This is a genomic window from Pseudomonas sp. LBUM1641, from assembly GCF_059716235.1.
Map to the genome: position 1 here is coordinate 4,851,833 of NZ_CP166815.1, position 12,802 is coordinate 4,864,634.

The 12,802-nt window shown below is 62.3% G+C and carries 10 protein-coding genes; 5 read left to right on the forward strand and 5 right to left on the reverse strand.

Annotated features, from left to right (window positions below):
• Positions 1 to 11 precede the first annotated feature (11 nt).
• Positions 12 to 509, forward strand: a complete 498-nt coding sequence (locus ACA046_RS22300) for an Lrp/AsnC family transcriptional regulator (protein ID WP_088423914.1) — start codon at positions 12 to 14, stop codon at positions 507 to 509.
• Positions 510 to 628: 119 nt separating this feature from the next.
• On the opposite strand, the gene ACA046_RS22305 is transcribed toward ACA046_RS22300, so the two are convergent.
• The 4 genes from ACA046_RS22305 to ACA046_RS22320 form a co-directional block, all read right to left on the reverse strand.
• Complete coding sequence (locus ACA046_RS22305) at positions 629 to 1,462, reverse strand: TIGR03915 family putative DNA repair protein (protein WP_497674984.1); 834 nt, start codon at positions 1,460 to 1,462, stop codon at positions 629 to 631.
• The gene (locus ACA046_RS22310) at positions 1,459 to 2,679 is read right to left on the reverse strand and encodes a putative DNA modification/repair radical SAM protein (protein WP_017476886.1); all 1,221 of its coding nucleotides are present in this window, start codon (positions 2,677 to 2,679) and stop codon (positions 1,459 to 1,461) included. The genes ACA046_RS22305 and ACA046_RS22310 overlap by 4 nt, the downstream gene beginning before the upstream one ends.
• A gap of 184 nt (positions 2,680 to 2,863) precedes the next feature.
• Positions 2,864 to 4,201 (reverse strand): lysine N(6)-hydroxylase/L-ornithine N(5)-oxygenase family protein, encoded by a 1,338-nt coding sequence (locus ACA046_RS22315; RefSeq protein WP_497674985.1) that lies wholly within the window; start codon positions 4,199 to 4,201, stop codon positions 2,864 to 2,866.
• A gap of 128 nt (positions 4,202 to 4,329) precedes the next feature.
• A complete protein-coding gene (locus tag ACA046_RS22320; protein WP_258346933.1) occupies positions 4,330 to 4,812 on the reverse strand; it encodes a sigma-70 family RNA polymerase sigma factor in 483 nt (160 codons plus the stop codon).
• 270 nt (positions 4,813 to 5,082) lie between these two features.
• Between ACA046_RS22320 and ACA046_RS22325 the strand changes: the two genes are divergently transcribed.
• Genes ACA046_RS22325 through ACA046_RS22335 form a run of 3 tightly spaced genes read left to right on the forward strand, consistent with a single transcriptional unit; the run spans position 5,083 to position 9,625 of the window.
• Complete coding sequence (locus ACA046_RS22325) at positions 5,083 to 6,255, forward strand: efflux RND transporter periplasmic adaptor subunit (RefSeq protein WP_258346934.1); 1,173 nt, start codon at positions 5,083 to 5,085, stop codon at positions 6,253 to 6,255.
• Positions 6,256 to 8,223, forward strand: coding sequence for a MacB family efflux pump subunit (locus tag ACA046_RS22330; RefSeq protein ID WP_497674986.1), 1,968 nt, complete (start codon positions 6,256 to 6,258; stop codon positions 8,221 to 8,223).
• Positions 8,224 to 8,230: 7 nt separating this feature from the next.
• Entirely contained in the window at positions 8,231 to 9,625 is a 1,395-nt protein-coding gene (locus ACA046_RS22335) for an efflux transporter outer membrane subunit (RefSeq protein ID WP_497674987.1), read from the forward strand.
• Between the two features lie 27 nt (positions 9,626 to 9,652).
• Here ACA046_RS22335 and pvdP read toward each other — a convergent pair whose 3' ends face one another.
• Positions 9,653 to 11,281: a pyoverdine maturation tyrosinase PvdP gene (gene pvdP / locus ACA046_RS22340; protein WP_459022511.1), complete on the reverse strand. Its 1,629-nt coding sequence runs from the start codon at positions 11,279 to 11,281 to the stop codon at positions 9,653 to 9,655.
• Between the two features lie 172 nt (positions 11,282 to 11,453).
• Between pvdP and pvdM the strand changes: the two genes are divergently transcribed.
• Positions 11,454 to 12,800 carry a pyoverdine-tailoring dipeptidase-like protein PvdM gene (gene pvdM / locus ACA046_RS22345; RefSeq protein WP_459022513.1) on the forward strand — a complete coding sequence of 449 codons (1,347 nt, stop codon included), beginning with the start codon at positions 11,454 to 11,456 and terminating at the stop codon, positions 12,798 to 12,800.
• Positions 12,801 to 12,802 lie beyond the last annotated feature (2 nt).

Genomic DNA, 12,802 nt, shown 5'->3' on the forward strand with positions numbered 1-12,802 from the left:
CACCACACACCATGGATACCAAGGCCACCGGACCGAACGCCTCACCTGTGCTGGACCGCATCGATGAAGCCATCATCGACGTGTTACGGCACCAGGGACGCATCACCTACGAAAAACTCTCGTCGCTGGTGCACCTGACACCCAGGCCGTGCCTGGAACGGGTACGCAAGCTGGAGCGACGCGGGATCATCCGGGGTTATGGGGCGATCATCGACGTGCAGATGGTTTCGCCGGGGCTGTCACTGCTGGTACTGGTGGCCCTCTCCAACCAGAGCGGACGCTCGGCGCAGAAGGCATTCGAGGCCTGCGTCAAAGCCTGCCCGCAAGTGTTCGAATGCCAGCTGATCAGCGGGCCGTTCGACTACAGCCTGCGCATGCGCTGCCGGGACATGGAGCACTACCGCGTGCTGACGGAAACCTGGCTGAACAACGATGAATTGCACATTGATAAGTTGGTGGCGCATCCGGAGTTGGCGGTCGTAAAAAACACCGCCACCGAACTGGCCTGAACCCGCCCCTCCAGGCAATAGAGATCAAATGTGGGAGCGGGCTTGCTCGCGAATGCGGTGTATCAGTCGCTGGATGTGCTGCTGACACACCGCATTCGCGAGCAAGCCCGCTCCCACCTTTAACCGTGCCCGCTTGAAATCCGCTTGCCTGGACGCGCCCCAATCATCTTCGCCTGCCCATCCCGCTGCTTGCCCGTACGCGCCTCGCTGATCAACCCCGGTATCAACTTGCCCTCCGGCAGATTCTTCCAGAACCGACTCGGCAAATGCCCTTCCATCACCTTGGGATTCAACCGCGCCGGGTTAAAGATATGGCTGTAATACGTCAGCCACATCGCACTGTGGGGATCCTCGACATTCTGCGCCAACGCCTGCCATTCCACCGGGCAGTGTCGCCGATGAATCAACTGCTCCCCGTCGTAATAAACCCCGTCCAGCGGCGTGGCGATCATCCAGCGATGACGCCCCATGCGTCCGACAAAATGCTGGCTGGCAACCTTCAAGATGTCGTGGGCCGGCTCATGCCAAGCCACGTACTCGGGCAACTCCGGACCCGCCTCTGCCGGCAACGCGATAAACCGCACAAACGCATGCAGATGATGGGCCTCGCGCTGCACCTGCTTGATCCGTCGCTGCAACTCGCTGCCCAGCTTGTCCCCGGACATCATCGCCGTGCGGTCCCCATGGCTGACGCGCCACAACACCTCATACAACAAGCTCCAGCGCTGTTCACCGTGATAACACGCGGCGGACTCCAGCAGCTCCAGCAGCGCCTTGGGAATCCGTGCCTGGAACGGCCCGCACTCCGCCGGGTACTGCTCGTCGGTGGCAAACAGGTCCGCCACCTCGGCCACGCCCCAACTCACGTGGCTGGGGTCGATCTGATGGCTGAGCAACCAGCGCGCCTGCTCGCGCCAGGTGCTGAACAGGTTGTCGCATTCCAGGCTGATCATCCCCATAGCCCCATTTGCTGCGGCTGCGGGCGGTCGCGCAGTTGTTCGCGCAGCAGCACGCTGGTGCTTTCCGCCTGTTGCGGATGGTAGTCACTGGTGATGAAAAACGGCTTGGCCTTGGCCAGGACGCAACGCATGCGCGCCAGGTCTTCGAAGCGGATCTTGCGTTGGCGACGCAGGTCCACCAGCCGCTGGGTGGTGCGCAGGCCAATCCCGGGAATACGTGCAATCAATGTCGGTTCCGCGCGGTTCAAATCCAGCGGAAATACCTCGCGGTGCTCCAAGGCCCAGGCCAGTTTCGGGTCGATATCCAGGGCCAGGTCACCCGGCCCTTCAAACAGCTCATTGGCACTGAACCCGTAGCTGCGCAACAGGAAATCCGCCTGATACAAACGGTGCTCGCGCATCAGCGGCGGCGCAGCCAGGGGCACGCTTTTCGGGCTGTTGGGAATCGGGCTGAATGCCGAGTAATACACCCGGCGCAATTTGAAATTGCCGTACAACGCCTCGGCACTGTGGAGGATGGTGCTGTCGTCGGTGTCATCGGCACCGACGATCATCTGCGTACTTTGCCCGGCCGGCGCGAAACGTGGCGCGCGGGGTTCGTTAAGCACGGTCTGTTCACCGGTGTAGATGGTTTGCATCGCCTGCTTGATCGAGACGATCTGCTTCTCGGGCGCCAGGGTTTGCAGGCTCTTGTCGGTGGGCAACTCGATATTCACGCTGAGGCGATCGGCATACCGCCCCGCCTCGGCAATCAGTGCCGGGTCGGCTTCGGGAATGGTCTTGAGGTGGATATAGCCGCGAAAGTCATGCTCTTCGCGCAGGAGCTTGGCGACCCGCACCAACTGCTCCATGGTGTAGTCGGCCGAACGGATGATGCCGGAGCTGAGAAACAGCCCGCTGACGCAGTTGCGCCGATAGAAATCGAGGGTCAGGGTCACCACCTCTTCCGGGCTGAAGCGTGCACGGGGCACGTCGCTGGAGCGGCGGTTGACGCAGTATTGGCAGTCGTAGAGGCAGAAGTTGGTCAGCAGCACCTTGAGCAACGACACGCAGCGACCGTCGGGCGTGTAGCTGTGGCAGATGCCCATGCCATCGGTGGAACCCAGCCCCGCCTTGCCTTCCGAGCTGCGCTTGGGCGCGCCGCTGCTGGCGCAGGACGCGTCGTACTTGGCGGCGTCGGCGAGGATGCTGAGTTTTTCGATCAACTGCATGGGGCTTCTACCGATACTGGTTTTTTGTACAGTATCAGCAGCCGCCCCCGCGGTTCAAGTGCCGTCTGTAGGAGCGAGCTTGCTCGCGAAAAACCTGAGAGCGCTGCGGGGTATCAGGTTTCCATCGCCATCGTTGACGACCTTCGCGAGCAAGCTCGCTCCTACAGTGGGCAGCGGGCGGTCCTCAGCTAGCGGTCGCGAGTAAGAGATCCTGCACCGAACGGCTCTTGCCGCGGCTGCGGTCGTATTCGTACAGCGACGCGGCAATCTCGTCGGCACGGATCGGCAGGATCGACAGCAAGGTGTCGCTCAAGCCATGGCTGGCCTGGCTGAAACCCTGCATATAAATGCCGGCCTTGCAGCGCTCGTCAGTGACAATGCGGTAGTCGCGGCTGACTTCGAAGTCGCCCATGTATTCGGCCAACGGTGCCAGCAACTGGCGGTGCATCTGGCGCTCGTAACCGGTGGCCAGAACCACGGCGTCGTAATGGTTGAGGCTGGTCTCGCCGGTGGCGTTGTTGCGCAATGCCAACTCGACGCCCAAGGGCCCGGCGGTGGCTTTTTCCACGGTGGTCAGGGTACGGAACGCGTGACGGGCAATGCCGGAGACTTTCTGGCGGTAGAAAATCCCGTAGATGCGCTCGATCAGGTCCAGGTCCACCACCGAATAATTGGTGTTGTGGTATTCGTTGACCAGGCGCTCGCGCTCACTGCCGTTCTGCTGGAACACCAGGTCGGTGAACTCCGGCGAAAACACTTCGTTGACGAACGGGCTGTCATCGGCAGGTTTTAACGCCGAACCACGCAGGATCATGTCCACCTGCACCGACGGGAAACTGTCGTTGAGGTCGATAAACGCCTCGGCCGCACTCTGGCCGCCACCGATGATCGCAATGCGCATCGGCTTGCCGTCGACACACGGCTGCTGGGCCATGCGCGCCAGGTACTGGGAGTGATGGAACACCCGCCCGTCATCCTTGAGCGCCTTGAACGACGCCGGAATACGCGGCGTACCACCGGCGCTGACCACCACCGAGCGGGTGGTGCGCACATGCTGTTCACCCTGGGCATCCCGGGAAATCACCCGCAGCGCCTCCACCTGCTGCTGATGCAGGATCGGCTCGATGGCCAGCACTTCCTCGCCGTAACGGCTTTGCGCCTGGAACTGCCCGGAGACCCAGCGCAGGTAGTCGTTGTACTCCATGCGGCACGGATAGAAGGTGCCCAGGTTGATGAAATCTACCAGGCGCCCGTGGGCTTTCAGGTAATTGACGAAGGAATACGGACTGGTGGGGTTGCGCAGGGTCACCAGGTCCTTGAGGAAGGAAATCTGCAACTCACTCTGGGCCACCAGGGTGTTGCCGTGCCAGCGGTAGTCGGCCTGCTTGTCGAGAAACAGCACGTCCAGCTTGCCCTGGGCTTTCTCGCGCTCTTGCAAGGCAATGGCCAGCGCCAGATTCGAAGGGCCGAAACCGATACCGATCAGGTCGTGAACCGCGGGCGATGCAATTGCCTGTGTCATTCCAGTGTCCTCTGGATAAGCCCCGTGGCGTTGGGGGCGGGAAAGCCTCAGCGACCTGAAGGCAGTACAACAGGTCATGTGTTGATAGAAGACGAGGACAATGAAAAAAAATTTAGCTACCGCTGGAATCAGTGCGCATCCCACTCACGCATACGTGCCCGGCAATGCTTCATGGCATTGACGATATGTTTTTCCACCAGCGCGCGGGAAATACCCAGGCGTTCGGCGATTTGCAGGTGGGACATGCCTTCGAGCTTGCGCAGCAGGAAGCTGTCACGGCAGAGCGGCGGCAGTTCGGCCAGGGCGCGCTCGAGCATCTCCAGGCGCTGGCCGTGATCCAGGCTGTGGTGGGGCGAGGACAGCGAAAAACGCTCTTCGCTGTCGAGTACTTCGAGGGGTTCATCCTGATGCAGGGCGTTGCGCCGATGCCCGTCAATCACCAGGTTCAGCGCCGTGCGATAAAGAAACGCCCGGGGCTGCTCGATCGGGACCTCACTGGCGCGCCCCAGCACCCGCACATAAGCGTCATGCACCACATCTTCGGCCACCTGACGGTTGCCCAGCCTGGCATTAAGGAAACACACCAGCTCGCGATAGTAGTTTTCCAACATGACTCCCAACCGCCTGGAGAGCGGCATTAGGTCCTTGAAATCGAAGATAACCGCCGTTTCGGTGACGCTGCTCGATGATGGCAGTTTGAGGCGTGTGTAATTTATAGTAATTCTCATCTAGTTTTAAAGAAGTCTTGCATCGACGGGCAATTTTTTCTTCGACAAGAGCTGTAACCACATATGTAACGGCCTAAATCTTCGGCCAATTCTCTCGTTTACCTGACAGCTTCCCGCACCTGCGGCCCGATCTTTCCTGGCTGGAACCTAAGCATGAAACGCCCTCGACCTGCCCGACGCGCCCTGCTTGTGGTCGCGTGCCTGATTCCTGTTATTGCTGTCGCTGCCTGGCAGGTCCTGCCACCGGGCCGGGACCGTCTGACAACCGTCACCGTGACCCGGGGTGATATCGAAAGCAGTGTGACCGCGCTAGGCACCCTTCAGCCCCGGCGCTATGTAGACGTGGGTGCCCAGGCGTCCGGACAGATCCAGAAGATCCACGTCGAGGCGGGTGACGAGGTCAAGGAAGGCCAACTGCTGGTGGAGATCGACCCGTCCACGCAAAAAGCCAAGCTGGACGCGAGTCGCTATGCGATTGAAAACCTGCAGGCCCAGTTGCAGGAGCAACGGGCCCAGCACGAACTGGCGCGACAGAAGTATCAGCGCCAGCAAAGGCTGGTGACGAGTAACGCCACGCGCGAGGAAGACGTCCAGACCGCCAAGGCTGAACTGAGCGCCACCCAGGCGCGTGTCGACATGTTCCAGGCACAGATCCGCCAGGCTCAGGCCAGCCTGCGCAGCGACGAAGCCGAACTGGGCTATACCCGCATCTACGCACCGATGTCGGGCACAGTGGTGGCCGTGGATGCTCGCGTTGGCCAGACCCTCAACGCTCAGCAGCAGACGCCGCTTATCATGCGTATCGCCAAGCTTTCGCCCATGACCGTCTGGGCCGAGGTGTCGGAGGCCGATATCGGCCACGTCAAACCCGGCATGAGCGCCTACTTCACCACCTTGAGTGGTGGAGCACGGCGCTGGACCAGCACGGTGCGGCAGATCTTGCCGATCCCGCCAAAGCCTCTCAACGAAACCAGCCAGGGCGGCGGTAGCCCTGCCAGTTCAAGCAAAAGCGGCAGCGGCCGGGTAGTGCTCTATACGGTGTTGCTGGATGTCGAAAACACCGACCATGCGCTAATGGCCGAAATGACCACCCAGGTATTTTTTGTCGCCAGTGCGGCCCGCAATACCCTCACGGCGCCCATCGCAGCACTGCGCAGCGGCCCCACCCCAGACCGCCACATCGCCCAGGTGGTGGCGGCCAATGGCACGATCAAACGCCTCGAAGTGCGCACCGGCATCAGCGACCGGCGCCACATTCAGGTACTGGAGGGATTGAACGAGGGCGATCACCTGCTGACCGGCACATCCGACGGCAAGGACGGCTGAATGCAAACGCCTCTGATCGAACTGCGCGATATTCGCAAGTCCTACGGCGGTGACGACAGCCCCAAGGTCGACGTGCTGCGAGGCATTGACCTGTCGATTCATGCGGGCGAGTTTGTCGCGATTGTCGGCACCTCGGGCTCCGGCAAATCGACCCTGATGAATATCCTTGGCTGCCTGGACCGACCCAGTCAGGGTGACTACCTGTTCGCCGGCGAAAACGTCGCCCAACTCGACAGCGATGAGCTGGCCTGGTTGCGCAGGGAAGCTTTCGGTTTTGTATTCCAGGGCTATCACCTGATCCCGTCGGGCTCGGCCCAGGAAAACGTCGAGATGCCAGCCATCTACGCCGGCCTGCCGGCAGCCGAGCGTCACGCCCGTGCCGCTGCACTGCTGGACCGCCTGGGCCTGGCCAGCCGCACCGGCAACCGCCCCCATCAATTGTCCGGCGGCCAACAGCAACGGGTGTCGATTGCACGAGCCTTGATGAACGGCGGGCACATCATCCTCGCCGACGAGCCCACCGGCGCCCTGGACAGCCAGAGCGGCGCGGAGGTCATGGCCCTGCTGGATGAGCTGGCAGGCCAGGGGCACGTGGTCATTCTCATTACTCACGACCGGGAAGTCGCAGCCCGCGCCAAGCGCATCATTGAAATCCGCGACGGCCAGATCATCAGCGATACCGCCCGACACGCCACCGCTGCCGATGCCCCCACAGGTGCCCTTCAGGCGGTGGACCTACGCCAGCGCCTGGCGCTGGGCAGCGAGCACACCGGCGCCTGGAAAGGTGAACTGCTGGACGCGGTCCGCGCTGCCTGGCGGGTGATGTGGATCAACCGGTTTCGCACGGCGCTGACGTTGCTGGGGATCGTTATCGGCGTGGCCTCAGTGGTGGTGATGCTGGCCGTGGGTGAAGGCAGCAAGCGCCAGGTCATGGCACAGATGGGCGCCTTCGGCTCCAACATTATTTACCTCAGCGGCCACACGCCGAACCCACGCTCACCGCCTGGCATCATCACCCTGGATGACGTGGCCGCCCTTGCCGACTTGCCGCAGGTGCAACGCATCATGCCCGTCAACGGCGCACGGGCGACGGTACGTTTCGGCAACCTGGACCACGCCGCCTACGTGGGTGGCAACGACACCAACTTCCCGACTATTTTCAACTGGCCGGTGGTCGAAGGCAGCTACTTTACCGAAGCGGATGAACAAGCAGCCTCGGCCGTGGCGGTGATCGGCAAAAAAGTCCGGGATACCCTGTTCAAAGACGTCGCCGACCCCATCGGCCAGTACATCCTGATTGAAAACGTGCCCTTCCAGGTGGTCGGCGTACTGGCGGGCAAAGGCGCAAGCTCTGGCGACCAGGACAGCGATGACCGGATTGCCGTGCCCTATTCGGCCGCCAGCATCCGGCTGTTCGGCAGCCGCGACCCCGAATACGTGGCCATCGCCGCCGCCGATGCGCGCAATGTCAAAGACGCTGAACAGGCCATCGACCAATTGATGCTGCACCTGCATGACGGCAAGCGCGATTACGAACTGACCAACAACGCTGCGATGATTCAGGCCGAAGCCCGCACCCAGAACACCCTGTCGCTGATGCTGGGTGCGATTGCCGCCATCTCACTGCTGGTGGGTGGCATCGGCGTGATGAACATCATGCTGATGACCGTACGGGAACGCACCCGGGAAATCGGCATCCGCATGGCCACCGGCGCCCGCCAGCGGGACATCCTGCGTCAGTTCCTGACTGAAGCCGTGATGCTTTCACTGGTGGGCGGCGTGACCGGAATTGTCCTGGCCTTGCTCATCGGCGGGGTCTTGATCCTCAGCGATATCGCCGTTGCATTTTCCTTCCCGGCGGGCCTCGGCGCGTTCGCCTGCGCGTTGGTGACGGGTGTCGTTTTCGGCTTTATGCCAGCCCGCAAAGCCGCTCGCCTTGACCCGGTCACGGCCCTTACCAGTGAATGATCGCCCCATGAAAGCGCAATTGTCCCTCCTCGCCGTCAGCCTGATGCTGGCGGCCTGCAGCAACCTGGCTCCTCCCGTCGACAGTGGTGTGCATGCGCCCGCCGCCTGGCAGTCACCCAACCCCGACACCACACGCCGGGACACCCGAAAATGGTGGAGCACCTTCGGCAGCCCGGCCCTTGACCGGCTGGTGACCCAAGCCCAGCTTGGCAGTTACGACCTGGCGGCCGCGATTGCCCGGGTACACCAGGCGCAAGCCAGTGCCGTGATCGCCGGTGCGCCGTTGCTGCCCTCCCTGGTGGGCGGCGTCAATGCCAGCCGCCAGAAACTGTTGCGCGGCAAGGGCTACAGCCAACTGGATGTCGACGATGACAACAAGGCCGTGGACAGCTTTGGCGCGAGCCTCACCGCCAGCTACGAAGTCGATTTCTGGGGTGGTCGCCGTGCCGCGCGCGACAGCGCAACACTTGGGGTGCGTGCCAGCGAATTCGATCAAGCCACCGTAGAGCTGACCCTGCTCAGCGGCGTGGCCAACAGCTACACGCAAGCGCTGGCACTCCAGGAACAAAACCGGATCGCCGCGCTGAACCTGGCCAACGCGCGCAACGTGCTTGACCTGGTCCAGGCACGCTACACCGCAGGTTCGGCCACCGCCCTGGAGCTGGCCCAGCAAAAGAGCCTGGTGGCGGCACAGCAAAGGCAATTGCCACAGGTGCAGCAACAGGCGCAGGAGGCGGTAATCACCCTGGCTGCCCTGCTCGGTGTACCGGTGCAGCAGCTCGACCTGGGGCAACAACGCTTCGAACACCTCAACTGGCCAGGCATCGCCGCCGGGATTCCCAGTGAACTGCTCAGCCGCCGCCCTGACATTGCCAGCGCCGAGGCCCGACTTGCCGCAGCCCAGGCCGACGTGGTCGTGGCCCGTGCGGCCATGTTGCCCACCGTCCTGCTGGGTGCCAGCATCGGCTCGGGCGCCAGCACCGCATCAGACATTCTGCGAAGCCCGTTCTACAACCTCACCGCCGGACTCACCGCGCCCATCTTCGACAACGGGCGCCTGGGGGCCGAGCGTGACAAAACCCTGGCCCGCCAGGATGAGCTCCTGCAACTCTACCGGGGCGCGATCATCAACGGGTTTGCCGACGTTGAAAAAGCCCTCAACAGCATCCACGGCCTCGACGAGCAGCGGCGGTGGCAGCGTGAAGAGCTGGACCAGGCGCAGAGCGCGTTTGAGATTGCCCAGAGTCGCTATGAAGCAGGTGCCGAGGATTTGCTGACGGTGCTGGAGACTCAACGCACACTGTATGCAGCGCAGGACCTGAACGTGCAATTACGACTGGCGCGCATGCAGGCGAGTATCGCGCTGTACAAGGCTCTGGGGGGAGGCTGGCAGGCACAGTGAAGGCCTGCCAGCCGCAAGGCTAACCGGTCAGTCCCAGAAGGAACGTCCGAGGGACAGATGCCGTGCATACCATGGGCGTTGCGGCACTCGACGGAACAGGTCCTTCATACTCTCATCCGCCTCGAAGATGATGCGCAGCGCCAGCTTCATGGTCTCCGGATCCATTTCTACCGAGGTACCCACCTGCAGCCCCGGTGTCGTGCTGCACCCATGCGTGGTGGGGCCGAGCCAAGGGTCGCCCGCCTCGACCCAGCGCCCCGGCGCAAACCAGGGCACGCCATTGACCTCCATGCGCGTCAATTCACCGGGATGAAAGCGCTCGTGAGCGCGAAACCAATCTTCCAGCCGATCGTCGATCCACCCGTGAAAATGCCAGAACACCGGATTCACATGGGAAGAAAAAGGATCCCCCAGAAAGTCGTTTTCGGCGATATACCAGCGCGGCGAGAAATCGGCCTGCCCCCTGGCAAAGGGCACCGGCGCGTTGTTGGACGGGTCACGCGGCACCGAGGCCCAGCGCATGTGCAACCAATCGTGCAGGCCCAACTCGATTTCGGAACCGAACTGGCCAAGGGTCAGTTTCGACAAGTAACGTGGGTCCCGATACTGAGATTCCCAGACCTGAAAGTTGCTGTGGTAGGTCTCGGCGGACTTGATGTCACTGACCCACTGGCTATAGGTGTCGTCCCCTTCCGCCAGCCAGGTTGGCGGTAACGCAAACCCGTCATGGTTATCGAAATAGCGGGCAAACCCCAGTCGATCGCGCAACAGCTCAGGCTGTGGCAAAGGAAAGTGGCGCCAGGAGGGCAGTGCCTGCATCGAACGCGCCGTGGCAAGCATGTGCCGGTGCATGAAAAAAAAGTCGATCCCGGAGCCGTTTCGGTCCTTGTCCGGCCCGCGTGCGCCACGCTCCTGGTCCCTGGGCCCCGGCTGCCAGCCGATACCGCGCAGGGCACCGCGCTTGTCCTCCGGCAACTTGTGCCATTTGTCCCGCGAGGCGTGCCACAACTGGTGGAACAGCCGATGCTGCGGAGCGATCAGCCAGGCGAGCAAGGTATCGTTCAGTCCGATCCGCTCGCGCGCCTCGGGAAAGCGGCGTTTGACGGCCACAAAGCGCAGGTCCAGCTCGGGCAGCGCCAGCGCACGGTCCAATCGTTGTATAGAACCGCTGAGGGTGCCGGGCCCGGCGTTGCCATAGGCCGCCCATACTTCGTCCAGGCTCGCCTTGAACTCGTAGCCGGGTGCACCATCGGCGGCATCGCTGCGCCCCACTCGCCAGTACAACTGGGCCCCGTTGCCCGGGGCCAGGTCGCCGACCACCTGGTAACGCGGCTCGGCATCACTGCGCAACGCCTCGACAGTATCAAGGACGCCCACCAGGCCGCGCCCGCGCGGGGCAATGTCGAGAAACAGCTCCAGACCCTCGACCGGCAAACCCTCCAGGCCACCATCGGCACCGATAAACTGGATGTCCCAAACCCCGCGCAGGCTATTGGCCAAATGCTGGCCGGCGGTGTCCGCCAACTCGACCGTCGCCTCTCCCGGGGTTTCGGGATGCGCCTGGCGCAATAGCTCGCGACGCCCATAGAACGCTGCCGGAACGGCTGCTCCGGTCAGCGCCAGACCCGCCATGAACCATCGTCGAGAAATCGTCATTGCCCTACCTGTGTCAGCCCTGAAGCAGGCTTTATCCAAGCTAGAACGTTCATGGCGCGAGAAAATTTAAGCCACGCCCCTGCGGCTAAATTTTTTCGCCCGCGGCTCGTTCTTCCCAGATAGCAAAGGCCCCTGCGCCTGCATTTCGACGGTAGACCTGACTGAGATGGCGATGATTAAACCTCGTTCGAAAAAAGCCCTGTATATCGGCCTTCCGCTGCTGGTAGCCGTGGCCGCCGGCGCGGCCTGGCTCGTCTGGAGCTACTCCCCCGGCTATCCCGTCAAGGTGATGAAGCAGGCGACGGAGTTGCAGGACCGTATCATTTCCTTCGACAGCCACATCACCGTGCCCTTGACGTTCGGCACCGAGGGCAACGAGGCTGACAAGGACGGCCCACGGCAATTCGACCTCGCCAAGGCCAACCGTGGACGCCTGTCGGGCGCTGCACTGACCATATTTGGCTGGCCCGAAATGTGGAACGGCAACAACGCCCCCCATAAGCCCACCGCCGGGTTCGTCGATGAGGCCCGCAACCAACAGGAAGTGCGCTACAAAATCATCACGGGCATGGTTCGCGACTTTCCCAACCAGGTGGGCATCGCCTACACCCCGGACGATTTCCGGCGCCTGCACGGTGAAGGCAAGTTCGCAATCTTCATCAGTATGCTCAACGCCTACCCCCTGGGTGATGACCTCGACCAACTGAACCTGTGGACGGCCCGTGGCATGCGCATGTTCGGTTTCAGCTATGTCGGCAACAACAGCTGGTCCGACTCATCCCGCCCGCTACCCTTCTTCAATGACTCACCGGACGCGCTCGATGGCCTGTCGGATATCGGCAAGCAGGCCGTGCAGCGCCTCAACGATCTGGGGGTGATCATTGATGTGTCGCAGATGTCGACCAAAGCCCTGGAGCAGGTTGCACAACTGAGCCGCACGCCGATGGTTGCCTCCCACTCCGCTCCCCGGGCGGCAGTGGATATTCCACGCAACCTCAGCGACAAGGAAATGCAGCTGATCAAGCAAAGCGGCGGCGTCGTGCAGGTGGTCGGGTTCGGCACCTACCTGCGCCCACTGACGCAAAAGACCCAGGACAAACTCAATGCCCTGCGCGCACGGTTCGACCTGCCTCCCCTGCCTAACCTGCATGTCGCGCTGATGCCCGGCGACCCGATAATCGCCGCCTGGCCCGAGCAGAAATTTGGCCAGTACGCCAGCAGCCTGTACGCGATCCTCGACGAGGAGCCCAAGGCAACCCTCAAGGACCTGGGAGATGCCATCGACTACACCGTGCGCAAGATCGGTATCGATCACGTCGGTATTGCTTCGGACTTCAACGATGGCGGCGGCGTGCAGGGCTGGGACAACGTCAGCGAAATTCGTAACGTCACCGCTGAACTGTTGCAGCGAGGCTACTCGGAAGCGGACATCGCCAAACTGTGGGGCGGCAACTTCCTGCGGGTCTGGGACCAGGTCCAACAAGCAGCCAAACCCGTCGCCTCCCTTTCTGCCAAGTGAAC